Below are 21067 nucleotides of genomic sequence, written 5' to 3' on the forward strand. Positions count from 1 at the left end.
ATCAGTCGGCTCAGCTTCCTAGGATCGCGCCTTTGATCTGGGCGATGTTGTTGTGCATCAGATCGATATAGGTCGCGGCCGGGCCGTCGGGCTGCGACAACGCATCGGAATAGAGTGTGCCGCCCACCTTGATGCCGGTCTCGCTGGCGATCTGCTCGATCAGCCGCGGGTTGGTGATGTTCTCGACGAAGATCGCCGCCGCCTTGTCCTGTTTCACCTGGCTGACCAGCTTGGCGACGTCGGCAGCGGAGGGCTCCGACTCGGTCGACACGCCTTCCGGGGCAAGGAACGTCAAGCCGTAGGCCTGCTCGAAATAGCCGAAGGCGTCATGCGAGGTGATGACGACGCGCTTCTCCTGCGGGATCGACTGGATCGCCGCCTGCACTTCGCCCTCAAGCGCCTCAAGCTTCTGCGTATAGGCGGCTGCATTGGCCTTGTAGCTGTCGCAACCCGCAGCGTCGGCCGTGCAAAAGGCGTCGGCGATGTTCTTCACATAGATCTTGGCATTGGCGATCGACTGGAAGGCATGCGGATCGGTGACCGTCTTGCCGCCATCGGTTTCCGCGCCTTCGGCGACATCGGCCTCGGCGAATTCGGGTTTGAAATTGATCGGCGTGACCCCCTTGGTCAGCACGGCGACAGTCGCCTTGGTGGCGCTGGCGTCGACCAGGCGCTGCAGAAAACCTTCGAAATGCAGGCCGTTGACCAGCACGATGTCGGCCTTGGCCATCGCCACCGCATCGGCGGGGCTCGGCTCGTAGACGTGGGCGTCGCCGTCCGGCCCGACGATGGTGGTCAGATCGATGCGGTCGCCGCCGACATTCTTGGCGAAATCGGCGATGATCGTGAAGCTGGCGACCACTTTCAACGGCTCTGCGAAGGCCGAAGATGCGCCAAAGGCGGTTAATGTTATAACGCTCACGGCCAAAGCGGCGCGGATCGATTTCAGCATGGACAGGTTCTCCTTGTTGGGATCAGGCAGTTCTGTGGCGGTGATGAACGATGCGGGCACGCAGGATGCCGCGCGTGCCGAACAGGATCGAGGCGAAATAGACGACGCCGGCGGACAGGATGATGGCCGGGCCGGAGGGCAGCGACGCATGGTAGGACAACAGCAGCCCGGCAATGCAGGAGGCAAAGCCGATCACTGTGGCCAACACGCACATCGGCTCGACGCGCGAGGTCCAGAAGCGGGCCGCCGCCGCCGGCAGCATCATCAGCCCGACCGACAGCAAGGTGCCGAGCGCCTGGAAGCCGCCGACGAGATTGAGCACGACGAGGCCGAGAAAGATGAAATGCACCGGGCTGCCCATCCGGCTGACCGAGCGCAGGAACAAAGGGTCGAGGCATTCGGCGACCAGCGCCCGCCAGAAGATGGCGAGGCTGACCAGCGTCACCACGACGATGCCGCCGATCAGCGTCAGCGCCTCGTTGTTGAGCGCCAGCACGGTGCCGAAGAGCACATGCATGAGATCGACGCTGGAACCGCGGATCGATACCATGAGCACGCCGATGGCCAGCGAAATCAGATAGAAGGCCGCCATCGAGGCGTCCTCGCGCTGAATGGTGAAGCGCGAGACGGCGCCGGCGCCGAGCGCCACGATGATGCCGGCGATCAGTCCGCCGATAGTCATCGGCAGGATCTCCAGGCCATAGAACAGGAAGCCGGCGGCAGCACCGGGCAGGATGGCATGCGCCATGGCGTCGCCGGACAGGCTCATGCGCCGCAGCATCAGGAACACGCCGACCGGGCAGGCGCCGAGCGACAGCATCATCGAACCGGCGAGCGCCCGCTGCATGAAGGCGTAGTCGGCGAAAGGAGCGACGAAAAGACCGTAAAGCACGTCCATCATGCCGTCCTCGGCCCGGAGCCGTGATAATGGTCGTGGTCATGGCCGTGCTCGTGGCCACCGTGCTGGTGATCATGCTCGCCGGGCTCACACCATGGCGCGTTGTCCTCCCAGGCTTCGTGGAAGCGGCGCGCGCGCAACAGATTCTCCGGCTGCAGCGTCTCCCTGGTCTCGCCCCAGGCGATCGGCTGGCGCGCCAGCAGCAGTGTTTCGGGGAAATTCTGCCGCACCAGATCGAGATCGTGGACCACAACCATGATCGTGCGTTCCTCGCCGTGCCAGCGCTTGATCAGCGCGATCAGGTCACCGACCGTCTTGGCATCGACGGCGTTGAACGGCTCGTCGAGCAGGATGAGCTCGGCATCCTGCAACAGCACGCGGGCAAACAGCGTGCGCTGCAGCTGGCCGCCCGACAGTGTGTCGATCGGCCGCTTCTCGAAGCCGCCGAGGCCGACGGCCATCAGCGCCTTGCTGACAGAGTCGCGATCTTCCCTCGTATAACGGCCGAGCATGCCGCGCCGCGGCCACAGACCAAGCGAAACCAGGTCGACGACCCGGGCCGGAAAGGAGCGGTCGAGTTCCGATTGCTGCGGCAGATAGGCGGCGCGTACGCCGGGCGCCCGGATCACCGCGCCGGCCATCGGCTTCAGGACGCCGACAATGCCCTTCATCAGCGTTGATTTGCCGGAGCCGTTGGCGCCGACGACCGCCGTCAGCGATCCCTTGCGGATCGTACCATTGAGGTGGTGGACCGCAGGATGGCTATTGTAGCCCAGCGTCAGGTCGCGGAAGGTCAGGCAGGTTTGGCTCATGTGACGATCCATGGGGCGATGATCGGCGCTGCAGGGGCGGATTCGATATGTGATGTTATTACATTAGTCAACAAGCCAATCGGGCGGAATTGCGGCCGGGCCGTCTTGTTGTGTGCTTTGGCTTGGCTCAAGAAGTTCCGCTCGAGCGGCCTTGCCCCCGGCGAACCCGGCCCCTAAACAGGCGCACCGACAAGAGGAGAAGGAATATCCAATGAGCATTCGTCGTATCGATGTAGGCCCGCGCATGAGCCAGATCGTCATCCACGGCAACACCGTCTATCTGGCCGGTCAGGTCGGCAAGCCGGGCGGAAACGTCGGTGCCCAGACCAGGGACATTCTGGCGGCGATCGACGAATTGCTGGCCAAGGCCGGCACCGACAAAACCAAGATCCTGCAGGCGATCATCTGGCTGGCCGACATGAGCACCTTTGCCGAGATGAACGCGGAGTGGGACAAATGGGTACCGCAAGGCAACACGCCGGCCCGCGCCACCGGCGAAGCCAAGCTTGCCGGACCGGAATATCTGGTCGAGATTATTGTTACCGCGGCGATTTGAGGCCTTTACCCTCCCCCTCGAGGGGAGCAAATGCCGCAAGGCGGCATTTTGTGAGGCGGGGTGGGGTCGGTGCAGCCTCGCCGCCGCCCCCCCCCCGCCCCCAAAAAACACAGGGGCCCACCGAACCCCCCCCCCCCCCCCCCCCGGGGGGGGGGGCCCCGGGCGCCCGCGGACCCGGGGTTTTTTCCCGCCCACACCCCCCCCCGCGCGGGTAGAAAAGCCCCCAGGGGGTTTTTTGGCGGGGGGGGGGGGGGGGGGGGCCCCCGCCCCCCCCCCACCCCGTCTCGCAATCTCCGCTTCGCTCCGATCACTCGCCGACCCTCCCCTCGAGGGGGAGGGTTACCCCGTTGACGGCGTGAACCGCGCCACCAGCGTGTGGTTCTCTGCCGCATAGGTGAAGCGGACATGGGTGATGGGGTGCTCGGCGCTCCATGTCCGCCGCTCGATCACCAGGCACGGCGCGCCGGTCTCGATGTCGAGCGCCGCCGCGATGTGCTGTTCGGCGGCAACCGCGCGGATGCGATGCTCGGCCGCACTCCACGGCACACGGCCGATCAGCCACGGACCGGGCGCGGTGTCGAAAAACGCCTCTTCGGCGGCCTCCGGCACGGCAGCCAGGTTGATCAGCCGCTGCTCGTGGGCGAACGGCCGCTTGCCGGCGAAATGCCGGCATTCCAGCACCAGCACCGGCCCGGCGACGTCGAGTTCCAGCAGGACGCGGTCGTCGGCGCTGCTGCGCCTTCTGTTTCGCGCCATGCGCTCATAGCGGTAGGGCAGGCCAAGTGCCTCGACCTCGATCCGGATGTCGTGGATTTCGAGAACGGCTGCCTGCGACTGCGGCCGGCGGACAAAACTGCCGGAGCGACGCCGGCGCTCGATCAGCCCGGCCTTGGCCAGTTGCGACAGGGCCTTGTTCACTGTCATGCGCGAACAATTGTATTCGGCCGTCAGTTCATGCTCGAACGGGATGCGGTGGCCGGGCGCCCAGGCACACGACAGGATCCGTTCGCTGATGTCCGACAGGATGCGCTGGTGCAGCGAAAGAACCTCGCCGCCGTCCGCGCTTCCAGAATCCGCGCTTATTGTCCCGATCATGCTCATGCCGAAAGTGCCGTCATCACCTTGCGGAACCGCTCGGCGATGGCATCGCGCCTGGCATGCATGCCGCCGCTGACCAGTTTCCTGCCATGCACCCAGACGCAATCGATCTTGGTGCCGTTGGCAAAAATCCAGGCGTCGAGGATTGCATCGCCCGTCTTGCCGGCCAGCGATGGATGCTTGCCGTCGAGCGAGACGAAATCGGCCGAGGCACCTGCTGCGATCTGCGAGGGGCCGGCGCCCAGCGCGGCACTGCCACCATCGAGCGCTGCATCGAACAAAGCACGGCCGGTCGAGCCACCGGCGACCGCCAGCACGTTGCGGGCGCGGTGGGCGAGGCGCTGCGAATATTCGAGCTGCCGCAACTCGTCCGGCAGGCCGATCAGTACGTTTGAATCCGAGCCGATGCCGAAGCGGCCGCCATGCTGCATGAACAAGGACGCGGCAAAGGTGCCGTCGCCGAGATTGGCCTCGGTGATCGGGCAGAGACCGGCAACGGCGCCGCTTTTCGTCATTTGCACCGTCTCGGTCTCGGTCATGTGGGTGGCGTGGATGAGACACCAGCGCCGGTCGACCTTGGCGTTGGCAAGCAGCCATTCGACCGGCCGCGCCTCGGACCAGGCAAGGCAGTCCTCGACCTCCTTCATCTGCTCGGCGATGTGGATGTGGATCGGCCCCTCCGGCGCCATCACCGTGATGTTTTCCAGTTCCTCCGGTGTCACGGCGCGCAGGCTGTGCGGGGCGATACCGACGACGCCTTGATTCAGAATGCGAATGGATTCGCGGCATTTCTCAACAAGCCGCGAGAACTGGTTCACATCATTGATGAACCGGCGCTGGCCTTCATTTGGCGCAGCGCCGCCGAAAGAGGAATGCGCGTAGAACACCGGCAGCAAAGTCAGCCCGATGCCTGTCTCGGACGCTGCAGCAACGATGCGCTGCGCCATCTCGGCGATATTGGCATAGGGCCGGCCGTCGCGGTCATGGTGTAAATAATGAAACTCGCCGACGCGCGAGAACCCGGCCTCCAGCATCTCGACATAGAGCTGGGCTGCGACCGCCTCGACCTGGTCCGGCGTCATCGACAGCGCGAAACGGTACATCACCTCGCGCCAGCTCCAGAAACTGTCGGCGGAAGGGCCGCGCAATTCGGCAAGGCCGGCCATGCCGCGCTGGAAGGCATGGCTGTGCAGGTTCGGCATCCCTGATAGCAGGATGGCACGGCGCTCGTCGCCAGGCAGGAGCGAGGTATTCGCCTTGACCGTGGCGATCCTGCCGTCGGAGATGACGATCCGCACATTGCTGTGCCAGCCGTCGGGCAGAAGCGCCTGTTCCGCAAAGATTGCTGTCACGTTTTTCTCCAAATCCCGGTCTGCCGTGCGATGATAGCGCTTGCAGTGCCTTTTCATATGTATATACATAATCGTCACCTATTGAAACGGAAAAGATGATGGCTGCAGAGAGCAAAAGCCGGGCAGGGGAGGTTCGTCTCTGGCGCAATGCGCGCCTCGCGACTATGGCCGAAAGCAGCCCCGGGTCAGGCGTTGTCGAGCACGGTGCAATCGCCGTGCGCAACGGCCGGATCGTCTATGCTGGGCCGGAAGCCGACATGCCGGCAGCACTTAGCAAAGGCGCCGAGGCGATCGACTGCGAAGGCCGCTGGATCACGCCCGGCCTGATCGACTGCCACACTCATCTGGTCCACGCCGGCAACCGTGCCAATGAATTCGAGATGCGGCTGGCCGGCGCCAGCTATGAGGAGGTTGCCAAGGCCGGCGGCGGCATCGTCTCCTCGGTCAAGGCATTGCGCGCGGCGAGCGAGGACGAACTGGTCGGCCAGTCGCTGCCGCGCCTCGATGCGCTGCTTGCCGAAGGCGTCACCACCGTCGAGATTAAATCCGGCTACGGTCTCGACCTCGAAAACGAGAAGAAGTCGCTGCGCGCCGCACGACGGCTGGGCGGTGAGCGGCCGGTGACGGTCAGGACCACTTTCCTCGGCGCTCATGCGCTGCCGCCCGAAGCAAAAGGTGACAAGGACGCCTTTATCGATCTTGTTGCAAAGCAGATTTTGCCGGCCGTCGCTGCCGAGGGCCTGGCCGATGCCGTCGACGGTTTTTGCGAAGGCATTGCCTTTTGGCCGGAGCAGATCGCCCGCGTGTTCGATGCCGCGAAGGCGGCGGGCCTGCCGGTCAAGCTCCATGCGGACCAGCTGTCCAATCTGCACGGCGCCGAACTTGCGGCGCGCTATGGTGCGCTATCGGCCGACCACCTCGAATACACCGACGAGGCCGGTGCGGCGGCGATGGCGAAGGCCGGAACCTTGGCGACCATCCTGCCCGGCGCCTACTACTTCATTCGCGAGACCAAGAAGCCGCCGATCGCCTTGTTTCGCCAGCATGGCGTCAGGATGGCCGTTGCCACCGATAACAATCCCGGCACGTCGCCGCTGACCTCGCTGCTGCTGACCATGAACATGGCCGCGACATTGTTTGGCCTGACCGTCGATGAATGCATTGCCGGCGTTACCCGCGAGGCTGCCCGCGCGCTCGGGCTGCTTGGACAGACCGGCACGCTGGAGGCCGGAAAATCGGCCGATCTGGCGATCTGGAACGTCGAGCGCCCGGCCGAACTCGTCTACCGCATGGGCTTCAACCCGCTGCATGCCCGCATCTGGAGGGGACAATGACCGAACTCAAGCTAAGGCCGGGCAATGCCACGCTGGCCGATTGGCGCGCCATCTATCGCGGCGCCGCGCTGAGGCTCGACGATGCCTGCCGGCCGAAGATCAAGGCCAGCGCCGAGGCCGTCGCCAGGATCGTTGCCAAGGGCGAGCCGGTCTATGGCATCAATACCGGCTTCGGCAAGCTGGCCAGCGTCCGCATCCCCGCCGCCGATCTGGAAACGTTGCAGCGAAACATCGTGCTGTCTCATGCCGCCGGCGTCGGCGAGCCGATGCCCGTCGCAATCTGCAGGCTGATGATGGCGCTGAAGCTGGCCAGCCTGGCACAGGGCGCCTCCGGCGTGCGGCCGCGGACGATCGAACTGATCGAGGCGATGCTGGCCAACGACGTTATCCCCGTGGTGCCGGCGCAAGGCTCGGTCGGCGCTTCCGGCGACCTTGCGCCGCTGTCGCACATGACCGCCGTGATGATCGGCGTCGGCGAGTGCTTTACCCCGCATGGCCGCTTTCCCGCCAAGGTCGCCTTCGTTTCGCATGGGTTGGAGCCGGTGACACTGGGCGCCAAGGAAGGCCTGGCGCTGCTCAACGGTACCCAGTTTTCGACCGCCTATGCGCTTGCCGCTTTGTTCGAGGCGGAAGTGCTCTACCAGTCGGCACTGGTCGCCGGCGCGCTGTCGACCGATGCCGCCAAGGGCTCCGACGCTCCGTTCGATCCACGCATCCATCTGCTCAGGAAACATCGCGGCCAGATCGAGACGGCCGAGGCGTTGCGCAATTTGATGGCCGGCAGCGCCATCCGTGAATCGCACCGCGTCGGCGACGAGCGCGTGCAGGATCCGTATTGCCTGCGCTGCCAGCCGCAGGTGATGGGCGCAGCACTCGACGTGCTCCGCAAGGCCGCCGAGACGCTCGGCACCGAGGCCAACGGCGTCACCGACAATCCGCTGATCTTTGCCGAGGACGACTCCGCACTTTCGGGCGGCAATTTCCATGCCGAGCCGGTCGCCTTCGCCGCCGACATGATCGCACTCGCCGTCTGCGAGATCGGCTCGCTGTCGGAGCGGCGCATCGCCATGCTGGTCGATCCGGCGCTGTCGGGCATGCCGGCCTTTCTCACGCCCAAGCCGGGTCTGAATTCCGGTTTCATGATCCCTCAGGTCACGGCGGCAGCACTGGTTTCTGAAAACAAGCAAAAGGCCTATCCGGCCAGCGTCGATTCGATCCCGACCTCGGCCAACCAGGAAGACCACGTCTCGATGGCGGCGCATGGCGCGCGCCGCCTCATCGGCATGGTCGAGAATGCGACGGCCGTCATCGGCATCGAATTGCTGGCCGCCGCGCAAGGCTGCGATTTCCACGCACCGCTGGCCTCGAGCGCGGCCCTGGAGGCGGTGCGCCGGCTGGTCAGGGCAGAGGTGCCGCATCTCGACAACGACCGGCACTTCCACCCCGACATGGAGAAGGCCATCGCCATGATACGCAGCGGCGCGGCGGTGAAGACCGCGGGTGCGGTGAAACTGCCGGGCGTTGCGTCATGAGGCGGTGTGCCGTGACAGGTCGCGTTCTGTCGCGCCCCCCTCTGTCCTGCCGGGCTGTCCGGCAGGACAGAGGGGGGCGCTGTCCCGCCGACGTCCAGCCAGAAACAAAAAACCCGCCTCAAAGGCGGGTCGTCGGGCCGAATCAGCACCATACCGAAATTAGTAGCATAGCTGCCGGCACAAAGCAAGAACAAAATGCGTCGCAGCGGGAAGAAAAATGCGAATTCCCTGCGCTGCCGCGCCTTATCGGCAAACCCGACGTCGGTACGCTAGGTCGAGTTCCTTCGCGCCCCCCTCTGCCCTGCCGGGCATCTCCCCCTCTAGTGGGGAGATTGGCAGCTGCGGCGCCTCGCTCAATCCTGCAACGTTGGAGACTGGCGGAAGCCAGTGTGACGGCCAATCTCCCCACTAGAGGGGGAGATGTCCGGCAGGACAGAGGGGGGCGCCGTAGAGCTCCAACGCGGGAAAATCTTCTATGACCTCACCCTCCTGGCTCACCGTCACCCAAGGCACAGCACCCCTGCTGGTTTCGATCCCGCATACCGGCATCGATCTCGCCGGCCTCGACAGCCGGCTGGTCTCGCCCTGGCTCGGCCGCCGTGACGCCGACTGGTGGATCGACAAGCTTTATGACTTCGCCGAGAGCCTCGGCGCGACGGTCGTGCATACGGCGATTTCGCGCACCGTTATCGACGTCAACCGCGATCCGTCCGGCGTTTCGCTCTATCCCGGCCAGACGACGACTGGGCTCTGCCCAACAGAGACCTTTGACGGCGATCAGCTCTACCGCAAGGGTGAAGAGCCGGGACCGTCGGAGATCGACGAACGCCGCGAGAAGTTCTTCGTACCCTATCATGCCGCTCTGCAGGCCGAGATCGACAGGCTGCGCGCTTTGCATGGGAAGGTCGTCGTCTATGACTGCCATTCGATCCGCTCGGTGCTGCCGCGCCTTTTCGAAGGCAAATTGCCGGTCTTCAATCTCGGCACCAATGACGGCAAGAGCGCCGATCCGACGCTGCAAGCGACGGTTGGCCGGATCCTCGCCGAAACCGGCGAGAGCTACGTCGTCAACGGCCGCTTCAAGGGCGGCTGGATCACGCGCCATTTCGGCCAGCCGCTAGCCGGCGTCCACGCGCTGCAGATGGAACTCTCCAACCGCGGCTATATGCGCGAGCCCGAAGGCAAGGGCGAACCGGCTAACTGGCCGGTGCCTTACGGGGCCGAATTCGCGGCGCCGATCCGCGTCACGCTGAAGAAGATCCTGGAAACCGCGATCGCCTGGGCCGAACGCTGACGCGCGGTGCACCTCACTCGAAAGGGACAATCATGACCGATCCTCGCCACAACATCCGTGAAGTGCGCAGCCCGCGCGGCAGCGAGCTCAACGCCCGCACCTGGCTGACGGAAGCGCCGTTGCGCATGCTGATGAACAATCTCGACCCAGACGTCGCCGAAAACCCCAACGAGTTGGTCGTCTATGGCGGCATCGGCCGGGCGGCGCGCACCTGGAACGATTTCGACCGCATCGTTGCCTCGCTGAAGACGCTTGGCGACGACGAGACGTTGTTGGTGCAATCGGGCAAGCCGGTCGGCGTGTTCCGCACTCATCCTGACGCCCCGCGCGTGCTGATCGCCAATTCCAACCTGGTGCCGCACTGGGCGACATGGGAGAAATTCAACGAGCTCGATAAAAAGGGCCTGATGATGTACGGCCAGATGACGGCCGGCTCGTGGATCTACATCGGCACGCAAGGCATCGTGCAGGGCACCTACGAGACCTTCGTCGAGGCCGGCCGCCAGCATTATGGCGGCAATCTCAGGGGCAAGTGGATCCTGACCGGCGGTCTCGGCGGCATGGGCGGTGCCCAGCCGCTCGCCGCGGTCATGGCCGGCGCCTGCTGCCTGGCCGTCGAATGCGATCCCGACCGCATCGATTTCCGGCTGCGCACCCGCTATGTCGATGAGCGCGCCGACACGCTCGACGAGGCCTTGGAAAAGATCGAGCGCTGGACCAAAGCCGGTGAGGCGAAATCGGTTGGCCTGGTCGGCAACGCCGCCGACATCCTGCCGGAACTGGTGCGGCGCGGCGTGCGCCCCGACATCGTCACCGACCAGACCTCGGCGCATGACCCGCTCAACGGCTATCTGCCCAAGGGCTGGTCGCTGGCCGAGTGGCGCGAGAAACGCACCAGCGACCCGAAGGCCGTTGAAAGAGCTGCCCGCGCGTCGATGCGCGAGCATGTCGAGGCGATGGTGGCGTTCTGGAATGCCGGCGTGCCGACGCTCGACTACGGCAACAACATCCGCCAGGTGGCGAAGGAGGAGGGGTTCGAGAATGCTTTTGCCTTCCCGGGTTTCGTGCCGGCTTATATCCGTCCGCTGTTTTGCCGCGGCATCGGCCCGTTCCGCTGGGCAGCGCTTTCCGGCGATCCCGAGGATATCTACAAGACCGACGCCAAGGTGCGCGAGCTGACCCCCGGCAACACCCATCTGCACAACTGGCTCGACATGGCGCGTGAGCGCATCGCCTTCCAGGGCCTGCCGGCGCGCATCTGCTGGGTTGGGCTTGGCGATCGCCACCGGCTCGGCCTCGCCTTCAACGAGATGGTCGCCAGGGGCGAACTGAAGGCGCCGGTGGTCATCGGCCGCGATCACCTCGATTCCGGCTCGGTCGCCTCGCCGAACCGCGAGACGGAGGCGATGAAGGACGGCTCCGATGCCGTCTCCGACTGGCCGTTGCTCAATGCCTTGCTCAACACGGCGTCCGGCGCCACCTGGGTGTCGCTGCACCATGGCGGCGGCGTCGGCATGGGCTTTTCGCAGCATGCCGGCATGGTCATCGTCGCCGACGGCACGCCCGAGGCGGCCAAGCGCCTGGAGCGGGTTCTGTGGAACGATCCGGCGACCGGCGTCATGCGTCACGCCGATGCCGGCTATGACATCGCGATCGAGTGCGCCCGGGAGAACCAGCTCAACCTGCCCGGCATTTTGGGCTGAGCCGCGCCTTGTGCATCCTTCGGGCAGCCGAATACCGGTCGATGCCGTGGAAGAACGGCGGCGGGGTGACGACGGAGATTGCCGTCTCGCCGCCAGGTGCCGGGCTCGACGATTTCGACTGGCGCGTCTCGATGGCGCTGGTCGAGGGCGGCGGCCCATTTTCCGGATTTGCCGGCGTCGACCGGACCTTGGCGTTGCTGGAAGGCGAGGGCATGATCCTCGACATCGCCGGCCGGCTACCGATCGAAATCACCAAGGCTTCCGCACCGCTTGCCTTTCCGGCCGACGTGCCGACGCAAGCCACGCTTATCGCCGGTCCGATCACCGACCTCAACGTCATGACCCGCCGCGCCCGGGCGATCCACACGGTCGAGCGCCTGCTGATTTCGGCTCCGACGGAGATCCAGGCCGAAGCCGATGAAACACTCATCCTGTGCGTCGACGGCGAACTCAGCGTGGCCGGCGCGGCGCCCATGCAACTTGGGCCGCTCGACGCGCTGTTGCTCGGGGCGCAAGCGCCGGAACCGCGCCTGGATCCGGTCCGGCCGGCCATGCTGTTCGTGATCCGCATCGACCGCATTGCCGGCAACGATTAACGTCTGTTTCCAAACATGATCGTGACGCCAGCCAAATATCGCGTAAGCTGGTAGCTGCATCACGAAAAAGCCTGAATCTTCCGCCGATCAGAAGCCGAAACGATGCTCATAGTGCCGCCTGGAAGTTGTCGAAAGACGGCATCTTGTCGTGGCGCGGAAACAAACTTTCGGCCAAGTGTTGCGATGCAACCAATTGCATTTGGACCGGTTTTAGGGACATTGCCGTGGCGGTGACGCCGCACTGCGTCCCCAACACGGAACCTTAGATGAATATCCAGACCAATCTCGCACAGATCGAAAAGACGAGCGCCAGCTTCCCGGCTGTCACCGACGTGCCGATACGCTCCAATTTCCTGCCGGAAGATCGGCTGCGCGCTTTGGGCGCAGCCCTTGCCAATGGCGACGCCAAGGACTTGTTCGGTCTGACGCCTTTCGATTTTCAGGCGCGCATCCGCGACAGCGCCAGGAAAATTCTCGATGTCTACCGTTCCACCAACGCTGCCCAGGCGAGGGGCGAAACGATCACGCCCGCGGCGCAGTGGCTGCTCGACAACAACTACCTGGTCGAGGAGACCATTTTTCAGGTCAAGCGCGACCTGCCGCGCCGCTTCTACCGCCAGTTGCCGACGCTGAAACTGTCGGATGGATCCAGCGTGCCGCGCGCACTGGCGGTCGCGTGGACCTATGTCGCGCATTCCGACAGTTCCGTCTCGTCGGCCATGTTCAAGGCGATTGTCGAAGGCTTCCAGTCCGTCGAGCCGCTGAAGATTGGCGAATTATGGGCGCTGCCGTCGCTGCTGCGCTTCGTCCTGATCGAGAACCTTCGCCGGATCGCGGTCCGCGTCAATCGCACGCGGGAACTGCGCCAGATCGCCAACGAGGTCGCCGACCGTGTGCTGGCGACGGACGACAGCGCCGACCGGCAGGCGATACTTTCCCACTACAGCGCCCATGCGCAGGACACCACCTTCGCCACCCAGTTGCTCTACCGGCTGCGTGACGGCTCGCAAAATGCCGGCAGGGCGCTGGAATGGCTGGAGGGCGAGCTGGAAAGGACCGGCTCCGACGCCGAGGAGATCATCCTCAGCGAGCACCACACGCTGTCCAGCGGCAACGTGACCACCGGCAACATCATCCGCGGCCTGCGCCTGATCAACGACATCGACTGGACGGTGTGGTTCGAGGGCGTCAGCCGCATCGACACCTTGCTGCGCGAACGCACCGATTTCGCCGCGCTCGATTTCTTTTCGCGCGACCAATACCGGACTGCGATCGAGGAGCTGGCGCGCCGTTCCGATCTCTCCGAATTTCGCGTTGCCGAAAGGGCGATCGAGCTCGCCGGCCATGCTGCCGATGCACCGGGCTCCGAAAGCGGTCCGATCGCTCACACCGACGTCGGCTTCTTTCTGGTCGGCCCGCGCCGGCAGGAGCTCGAGCGGTCGATCGGCTACCGGCCGACCATCGGCAAGACGCTCAACCGGACCTTCCGCAAGACCGGATGGCTGGGCATCGTCGTGCCGGTGTTTGCGCTGACGGTCCTGCTTCTGGTCGTTTCCGGCAATGCGCTTGCCAATCTCGGCCTGTCGGTGCCGCCGATCGTCCTGATGCTGGCCCTGTTCGCGGTGCCGGCCAGCGAAGGCGCGCTCGCATTCTTCAACACCGTCGTCTCGCTGTTTTTGAAGCCGACGCGTCTCATCGGCTATGATTTCAGGCACGGTGTGCCGCCCGAGGCGCGCACGCTGGTGGTGGTGCCGTCGCTGATCGGCTCGCGCGACGATGTCGAGGAGAACATCCGCAACATCGAGGTGCATCACCTCGCCAACACGGCGGGCGAAGTCTATTTCGCGCTGCTTTCCGACTGGCCGGACTCGAAGACCGAGATCGATACGGCGGATGTCGAAATCCTCGAATTCGCCCGCGCCGAAATCGCCAGGCTGAACGCCCGCTATCCCTCGGAAGGGGCGCCGCGCTTTTATCTGCTGCATCGGCGCCGGCTCTACAACGCATCGCAAGGCGTCTGGATGGGCTGGGAGCGCAAGCGCGGCAAGCTGCACGAATTGAACCTTCTGCTGCGCGGGGACAGCGACACCACCTTCCTGCCGTTGGAAGTGCCATTGCCGGAGAGCGTCGTCCACGTGATGACGCTGGACGCCGACACCCGCACCACCCGCGACGCCGTCGCTGCGCTGGCCGGCAAGCTTTGCCACCCGCTCAACCGTCCGCATTTCGATGTCGCACGGCACGAGGTTACGGCAGGTTATTCCATCCTGCAGCCGCGTATCACCGCGTCGCTGACCAGTGGCGACGAGGCATCGTTCTTTCAGCGTGTCTTTTCCGCCAATCGCGGGCTCGATCCGTACGTCTTTGCCGTGTCGGACCTCTACCAGGACATCTTCGGCGACGGTTCCTTCACCGGCAAGGGTCTTTACCATGTCGACGCCTTCGAGGCGGCGCTGAAAGGCCGCATCGAGGAAAACACCATCCTCAGCCATGATCTGCTCGAAGGCGCCCTGGCGCGCTCGGCCTTGGTCACCGACGTCGAACTGGTCGAGGACTATCCGACCCGCTATTCGGTCGACGCGTCGCGCCACCATCGCTGGGCACGCGGCGACTGGCAGCTTCTGGGCTTCATTCTTGGCCCGCGCTCAAACGTGCCGGCGCTGTCGCGCTGGAAGATGGTGGACAATCTGCGCCGCTCGGTGACGCCGATCTTCTGGGTGATGGCCGCGATCGCCGGCTGGACGCTGCTGCCCTTCACGCAGGCCGCGCAATGGCAGGCGCTGCTGATCCTTACGCTGTTCATGGCGCCCACTTTCGACATCGTCGACGCCATCCTGCCGAAGAGCGGCGACCAGACGCCGCGCGGCCATTTCTCGGCACTGGCGCGCGACGTTGCCTTCGGCACCGCCCTGGTGGCGCTGAAGATCGTGCTGATGGCGCACCTTGCCTGGATGATGGGCGACGCGATCATCCGCACGCTCTACCGCCTGTTCGTCAGCCGCCAGAACCTGCTCGAATGGCGCACCGCCTCGCAGGCACACAAGGGCGGCGACAACGATCTCGGCTCCTACTACAGCATCATGTACGGCGCGGTGATCATCGGCGTCGTCGGCCTCGCCGTCCCGGTGCTGGCCGATTCCACCGGCGCCTTCGTCGCCTTCTTCTTTGCCTTGTTCTGGATCGGCTCGCCCGCCATCGCCTGCTGGATCAGCCGTTCGGCCGAAACCGAGGACCGCCTGCGCATATCGGCCGCCGACATCCACGCGCTGCGCACCGTGGCGCGGCGTACATGGCACTATTTCGAGACCTTCGTGACGGCCGAGCATCACCATCTGCCGCCGGATAATTTCCAGGAAAGCCCGGCCCCCGTGGTGGCGCCCCGCACCTCGCCGACCAATATCGGCGTCTACCTGCTGTCGGTGATTTCGGCACGCGATTTCGGCTGGATCAGCCTCTCCGACGCCGTCAACCGCATCGACGCGACGATGTCGACCATCGAGAGCATGCCGCGCGACCGCGGCCATCTCTTCAACTGGTATGACACGACGACCCTGAAGCCGCTCTACCCGCTGTACATTTCGGCGGTCGACAGCGGCAATCTCGCCGGCCATCTGGTGGCCGTGGCCGCTGCCTGCGCCGAATGGGCCGAAGCGCCGTCGGTGCATGTGCAGGGCGACTTCGAAGGCATCCTCGACACCGTCACCATCCTCGACGAAAGCCTTGAGGAACTGCCCGACGACCGGCGTCAATTGCGGCCCTTGCGCCAGCGGCTCGCCGACCGTCTCGACGGCATGCGGCGGGCGGTCGAATTGATCAAGGCGCAGCCGGAGATGGCGTCGATCCGTACCATCAACCTGGCCGTCCTGGCCGGCGAGATACGCAAGCTCGCGACAGCCATCCACACCGAGGCCGCGTCGACCCAGAGCGACACCATCGCCGATTGGGCGGCCAGGCTCGAAGCCACCTGCGAGGCGCATGTGCACGACGCGCACAGCGACGAAAACGCCGTCGCGGCATTGCGGGCCAAGCTTCTGACGTTGCGCGAGCGCACGCGCCGTTTCGCCTTCGAGATGGATTTCTCGTTCCTGATGCGGCCCGAACGCAAGCTCTTGTCGATCGGTTACCGGGTCGAGGAGCATCAGCTCGACGAAAGCTGCTACGATCTTTTGGCCTCCGAGGCGCGGCTGACCAGCCTGTTCGCCATCGCCAAGGGCGATTTGCCGACCGAGCACTGGTTCCGGCTCGGCCGGCCGATCGTCGAGATCGGCTTCCAGGGCGCACTGATGTCCTGGTCCGGCTCGATGTTCGAATATCTGATGCCGCCACTGGTGATGAAGGAGCCGCAAGGCAGCATTCTCAACCAGACCAGCAAGCTCATCATCAAGCGCCAGATCCAGTATGGCCGTTCGAAGAACGTTCCCTGGGGGATTTCGGAAGCGGCCTACAACGCCCGCGACCGCGAGCTGACCTATCAGTACACCAATTTCGGCGTGCCCGGGCTCGGCCTGAAGCGCGGCCTTGGCCAAAACACGGTGATCGCGCCTTACGCGACCGTGCTGGCAGCGCAGTTCACGCCGCATGAATCCGTCCAGAACCTGGCCACGCTCAGGCGGCTGGGCGCACTGGGCCGGCACGGTTTTTACGACGCGGTGGATTTCACGCCGCAACGCGTTCCCGAGGGCACCGACCACGCCGTCGTGCTCAACTACATGGCCCACCACTCCGGCATGTCGATTGCCGCAGTTGCCGATGCGATCTTCGAAGGGCGCCTGCGCGACCGCTTCCACAGCGATCCGGTGATCGAGTCGGCCGAATTGCTGCTGCAGGAAAGGGCGCCGCGCGACATCCCGACTGCGACCGTCAGGACCGAGGCCGACGAGCGCTCGAAGGACGAGACCGAGCTGGAAAGCCCGGATACCCGCATCGTGCTCGATCCGCTCAGGGCGCTCCGCTCGACCAGTGTCATGTCCAATGGCCGCTATTCGGTCATGGTGACCGCCACCGGCTCCGGGTACAGCCGCTGGGGCGAACTTGCCGTCACGCGCTGGCAGCCGGATCCGACCGAGGACCGCCTTGGTTCCTATATTTTCCTGCGCGACGCCGGCAACGGAGACTGGTGGTCGACCACCGCCGAGCCGAAGCGCGCCGCTGGCGAGCGTGCGCAAACGCTGTTCTCCGACGACAAGGCGAGCTTCGTCAAATCGATTGGATCGCTGCGTTCGGAAGTCGAGTGCATCGTCATCTCGGAAGGCAATGGTGAGGGCCGACGGGTGACGCTCCACAATGATGGCCCCGCCGACCGGCATATCGAAGTAACCTCGTTTGCCGAACTGGTGCTGGGCTCCGAGCCCTCGGATAATGCCCATCCGGCTTTTTCGAAGATGTTCGTGGAAACCGAGATCGCGCCGAACAACGGCGCGATCTTCGCCACCAGGGGCAAGCGCGAAAAGGACGAACCCGACGTCACCATGGTGCATTTCGTCACCGACCCGTCTGGATCGGCGCGAGACGCCGAGGCGGAAACCGACAGGCGCGCCTTCATCGGCCGCGGCCGCACCATCACCGAAGCGGCTGCCTTTGATCCCGGCGCCAAGCTTGGCGGCCATTCCGGCTTCACCCTGGATCCGATCGCATCGCTTCGCCGGCAGGTGCGCGTGCCGGCCAACAAGAAGATTTCGCTGACGTTCTGGACCGTCGTCGGTACCCATCGCGCCGAATTGGATGCCGCCATCGCACGGCTCGACCATCCCGAAAGCTTCGCCCGCCAGGCGATGCTCGCCTGGACGCGCTCGCAGGTGCAGACCCGGCACCTTGGCCTCAGCCTGTCCGACGCCGCCAATGTGCAGAAGCTGGCGCGCTATCTGATCTATCCCGATCCGTTCCTGCGCCTTCCGGGCGAATCCATCGTCTCCGGGCTCGGCAGGCAATCCAGCCTGTGGCCGACCAGCATATCCGGCGATTTTCCGATTTTCCTGGTCAGGATCGCCGATGTCGCCGATCTGGAGATCGTCGCCCAGGCGCTTCGCTTCCAGGAATACATGCGCGCTCGCGGCATGATGATCGATTTTGTCGTCGTCAACGAGCAGGCGTCTTCCTACGTGCAGGACCTGCAGCGCGCGGTGGAGACGCTGTGCGAAAACAGCCGGTTGCGCGGCAAGGAGCTCGGACCCCGCCAGCACATCTTCGCGGTGCGCCGCGATCTGATGGAGGAAACGACCTACAGGACCTTGCTCGCCGTCGCTCGGGTGGTGCTGCATACGCGCAACGGCACCATCTTCGACCAGATCGAGCGCGCCGAGGCCGCGGCACTGCAGGCGCGGGACGCCGCCCTCCAGCCGGCAGAGCTTGCAGCGCTTCGCGAGCCGTCCTTGCCGGTGCCGACGTCGCAAGCATCTGCCGCCCAGGCACTGATCGAGGGCCGCGTCGACGGCAGCGGGCTCGACCAATGGAACGGTTTCGGCGGCTTCGACGGCGACGGACGCCACTACGTCGTGCGTCTTGCCGGCCGGCGCACGACGCCGCAGCCGTGGATCAACGTCATCTCCAACCCATCGTTCGGGTTCCACATGTCGGCTGAAGGCGCTGCCTTCACCTGGAGCCGCAACAGCCGCGACTATCAGTTGACGCCATGGTCGAACGATCCGGTCACCAACCGGCCGGGCGAGGGCATCTATATCTACGATCATGCCAGTGGCAGGGCGTTCTCGCCAATGGCTGCTGTGGTGCGTGATCCGACAATGACCTACGAAACCTGGCACGGGCAGGGTTTTTCGACGTTCCGCTCAAAACGCGGGCCGCTGTCGATGGACCTGACCCATGTCGTCGATCCCGTCGATCCGGTGAAGATATCGCGGCTGCGCATCCAGAATTCGGGTTCGGTGCCGATGCGGCTGCGCGTCTACGCCTATGCGGAATGGGTTCTTGGCGGCCATCGCTCGCGCACCGCTGCAAGCATCGTTCCGTCGAGGGATGCCGCAACCGGCGCATTGCTGGCGCAAAATCCCTATGGGCTCGATTTCGGCGAGCGGATCGCCTTTCTGGCCGCCGACGGTGCTGTGCATTCGGTCACCGCCGATCGCGGCGAGTTCATCGGCAGGCAAGGCACGAGCGAGTTTCCGCATGCCGTGCTGAGCGGCGCCGGCCTGTCCGGCCGTGTCGAGGCCGGCGACGATCCCTGCGCGGCCATCGCACGCGACATCGACATCGCTGCCGGCGGCGACGTCACGCTGCTCTGGCTGCTCGGCGACGCGGCCTCGCCCGAGGCGGCCAGCGCGCTGGTGCAGACCCATCGCTCAAGGGATTTCGATCAGCGGCTGGCCGACAACGAGCGCACATGGCGCGGTTTTCTCGACACAATCCAGGTCGAGACGCCGGACAAGGCACTCGACGCTATGATCAATCACTGGCTGCCGTATCAGAGCCTGGCCTGCCGCATCCGTGCCCGCTCTGCGTTCTATCAGGCGAGCGGTGCCTTCGGCTTCCGCGATCAGTTGCAGGATACCTTGGCTTTGCTGGCGCATGACCCCAAGCTGGCGCGTGATCAGATCCTCAATGCGGCGCGGCGGCAATTCCCCGAAGGCGACGTACAGCATTGGTGGCTGCCGCGTACCGAGGCCGGCGTCCGCACCATGATCTCGGACGACGTGGTCTGGCTGGCCCACGCCACGGCCCGTTACCTGCTGGTGACCGGCGACACCGCGATCCTGAAGGAGCAACTGCCCTTCATCGAAGGGCAGGCGCTGGGCGAAGGCGAGCACGATGCTTTCTTCATCCCGGAAATCTCGAAGAAGACAGCCTCGCTCTATGACCATTGCGCGCGGGCGCTCGATCTTGCCGTCAAGCGCAGCAGCCCAGCCGGGCTGCCGCTGATCCTCGGCGGCGACTGGAACGACGGCATGAACCGCGTCGGCGAGCACGGCAAGGGCGAGAGCGTGTGGCTGGGCTGGTTCCTGCTGAAGACGCTGGGCGACTTTGCCGCCGTCGCCAAGGCGGAGCGCGATGCCAAGCGCGTGCAGGCCTGGACGAAGCACGCCGAGGTGCTGAAACGGGCGCTGGAAAGCACCGCCTGGGATGGCGAGTGGTATCGGCGCGGCAGCTTCGACGACGGCACGCCGCTCGGCTCGCGCAAGTCGGACGAGTGCAAGATCGACTCGATCGCCCAGTCCTGGAGCGTGCTTTCGGGCGAGGGCGACCCGGCGCGGTCGACCACGGCAATGGCGCAGGCGATGAAAGCGCTCGTCGACGACGACCTCAAGATCGCCAAACTGTTCACCCCGCCCTTCTCGAAGACGGAAAAGGACCCGGGCTACATCAAGAGCTATCCGCCGGGGGTCCGTGAAAACGGCGGCCAATACACGCACGCGGCAACATGGTTCGTCATTGCGCTAGCCGAGATGGGTCGCACCGACGATGCCTACCGTTGCCTTTCAATGCTCAATCCGGTCAACCATGCGCTCGACGAAGCCGCGGCAGAGCGCTACCGGGTGGAACCTTATGTCGTCGCGGCCGACGTTTATTCCGGGCAAGACAAGGGCGGCCGCGGCGGCTGGACCTGGTATACCGGGTCGGCGGGCTGGCTTTATCGCGCCGCGGTCGAGAGCATTCTCGGCATAGAGCGCCGCGGACAGCGCCTCCAGTTCACGCCGAGACTTCCTAGCCATTGGGACGGCTATTCGGCAACTCTGAAGATGCTGGGCGCCGAGATCAAGGTACGCGTCGTCCGCGACAAAAAGGCCCGGGCCATCTCACTTGAAGTGAATGGCACGAAGACCAAATCTTCGTCCTTCGAGCCAAAAGCCGGAGATAGTGCCGAGGTGGTCGTCAGAATACCGGCCTAGATTCAAGGGCTTGGAGCGTCGCTTAGCGTTCCCAGGGCACGCACGGGCGCTCCAAGTGCCGTTACCGGTTATATTTGCGGTTGACCTTGCTGAATGCCTGCAC

General features: G+C 64.9%; 12 protein-coding genes. 7 read left to right on the plus strand and 5 right to left on the minus strand.

Annotated features, from left to right (window positions below; genetic code table 11):
• Positions 1-10 precede the first annotated feature (10 nt).
• The 3 genes from aztC to aztA are packed head-to-tail and all read right to left on the minus strand — an operon-like array spanning position 11 to position 2662.
• Positions 11-952 carry a zinc ABC transporter substrate-binding protein AztC gene (aztC, locus tag NKI16_RS27790; RefSeq protein WP_023674412.1) on the minus strand — a complete coding sequence of 314 codons (942 nt, stop codon included), beginning with the start codon at positions 950-952 and terminating at the stop codon, positions 11-13.
• Positions 953-974: 22 nt separating this feature from the next.
• Positions 975-1850, minus strand: coding sequence for a zinc ABC transporter permease AztB (gene aztB / locus NKI16_RS27795; protein ID WP_023674413.1), 876 nt, complete (start codon positions 1848-1850; stop codon positions 975-977).
• Positions 1850-2662, minus strand: a complete 813-nt coding sequence (aztA, locus tag NKI16_RS27800; RefSeq protein ID WP_023674414.1) for a zinc ABC transporter ATP-binding protein AztA — start codon at positions 2660-2662, stop codon at positions 1850-1852. Before aztA ends, aztB begins: the two co-directional genes overlap by 1 nt.
• 211 nt (positions 2663-2873) lie before the next feature.
• Here aztA and NKI16_RS27805 point away from each other — a divergent pair, with 211 nt between their 5' ends.
• Positions 2874-3218, plus strand: a complete 345-nt coding sequence (locus NKI16_RS27805; protein ID WP_023674415.1) for a RidA family protein — start codon at positions 2874-2876, stop codon at positions 3216-3218.
• A gap of 339 nt (positions 3219-3557) precedes the next feature.
• On the opposite strand, the gene hutC is transcribed toward NKI16_RS27805, so the two are convergent.
• Both hutC and NKI16_RS27815 read right to left on the minus strand, forming a co-directional pair.
• Positions 3558-4319 (minus strand): histidine utilization transcriptional repressor HutC, encoded by a 762-nt coding sequence (hutC, locus tag NKI16_RS27810; protein ID WP_352783210.1) that lies wholly within the window; start codon positions 4317-4319, stop codon positions 3558-3560.
• The gene (locus tag NKI16_RS27815) at positions 4316-5668 is read right to left on the minus strand and encodes a formimidoylglutamate deiminase (protein WP_352625033.1); all 1353 of its coding nucleotides are present in this window, start codon (positions 5666-5668) and stop codon (positions 4316-4318) included. Before NKI16_RS27815 ends, hutC begins: the two co-directional genes overlap by 4 nt.
• Before the next feature lie 98 nt (positions 5669-5766).
• Here NKI16_RS27815 and hutI point away from each other — a divergent pair, with 98 nt between their 5' ends.
• From hutI to NKI16_RS27845, 6 genes are all read left to right on the plus strand, one after another.
• Entirely contained in the window at positions 5767-7002 is a 1236-nt protein-coding gene (gene hutI, locus NKI16_RS27820; protein ID WP_023674418.1) for an imidazolonepropionase, read from the plus strand.
• The gene (hutH, locus tag NKI16_RS27825) at positions 6999-8534 is read left to right on the plus strand and encodes a histidine ammonia-lyase (protein ID WP_023674419.1); all 1536 of its coding nucleotides are present in this window, start codon (positions 6999-7001) and stop codon (positions 8532-8534) included. The genes hutI and hutH overlap by 4 nt, the downstream gene beginning before the upstream one ends.
• A 475-nt stretch (positions 8535-9009) precedes the next feature.
• Positions 9010-9828 carry an N-formylglutamate deformylase gene (gene hutG / locus NKI16_RS27830; RefSeq protein WP_352783208.1) on the plus strand — a complete coding sequence of 273 codons (819 nt, stop codon included), beginning with the start codon at positions 9010-9012 and terminating at the stop codon, positions 9826-9828.
• 32 nt (positions 9829-9860) lie between these two features.
• Positions 9861-11531 carry a urocanate hydratase gene (gene hutU, locus NKI16_RS27835; RefSeq protein WP_352593169.1) on the plus strand — a complete coding sequence of 557 codons (1671 nt, stop codon included), beginning with the start codon at positions 9861-9863 and terminating at the stop codon, positions 11529-11531.
• An 8-nt stretch (positions 11532-11539) separates the two neighbouring features.
• Positions 11540-12127, plus strand: coding sequence for a HutD/Ves family protein (locus tag NKI16_RS27840; protein WP_352923920.1), 588 nt, complete (start codon positions 11540-11542; stop codon positions 12125-12127).
• Positions 12128-12393: 266 nt separating this feature from the next.
• Positions 12394-20964 (plus strand): glycoside hydrolase family 94 protein, encoded by an 8571-nt coding sequence (locus NKI16_RS27845; RefSeq protein ID WP_352625040.1) that lies wholly within the window; start codon positions 12394-12396, stop codon positions 20962-20964.
• Positions 20965-21067 lie beyond the last annotated feature (103 nt).

Source organism: Mesorhizobium sp. M0698 (assembly GCF_040320455.1).
Taxonomy (GTDB): Bacteria; Pseudomonadota; Alphaproteobacteria; order Rhizobiales; family Rhizobiaceae; genus Mesorhizobium.

Coding starts and splice junctions, on each gene's coding strand:
- aztC (WP_023674412.1), bottom strand. CDS start 952: ATGCTGAAATCGATCCGCGCCGCTTTGGCCGTGAGCGTTATAACATTA.
- aztB (WP_023674413.1), bottom strand. CDS start 1,850: ATGGACGTGCTTTACGGTCTTTTCGTCGCTCCTTTCGCCGACTACGCC.
- aztA (WP_023674414.1), bottom strand. CDS start 2,662: ATGAGCCAAACCTGCCTGACCTTCCGCGACCTGACGCTGGGCTACAAT.
- NKI16_RS27805 (WP_023674415.1), top strand. CDS start 2,874: ATGAGCATTCGTCGTATCGATGTAGGCCCGCGCATGAGCCAGATCGTC.
- hutC (WP_352783210.1), bottom strand. CDS start 4,319: ATGAGCATGATCGGGACAATAAGCGCGGATTCTGGAAGCGCGGACGGC.
- hutI (WP_023674418.1), top strand. CDS start 5,767: ATGGCTGCAGAGAGCAAAAGCCGGGCAGGGGAGGTTCGTCTCTGGCGC.
- hutH (WP_023674419.1), top strand. CDS start 6,999: ATGACCGAACTCAAGCTAAGGCCGGGCAATGCCACGCTGGCCGATTGG.
- hutG (WP_352783208.1), top strand. CDS start 9,010: ATGACCTCACCCTCCTGGCTCACCGTCACCCAAGGCACAGCACCCCTG.
- hutU (WP_352593169.1), top strand. CDS start 9,861: ATGACCGATCCTCGCCACAACATCCGTGAAGTGCGCAGCCCGCGCGGC.
- NKI16_RS27845 (WP_352625040.1), top strand. CDS start 12,394: ATGAATATCCAGACCAATCTCGCACAGATCGAAAAGACGAGCGCCAGC.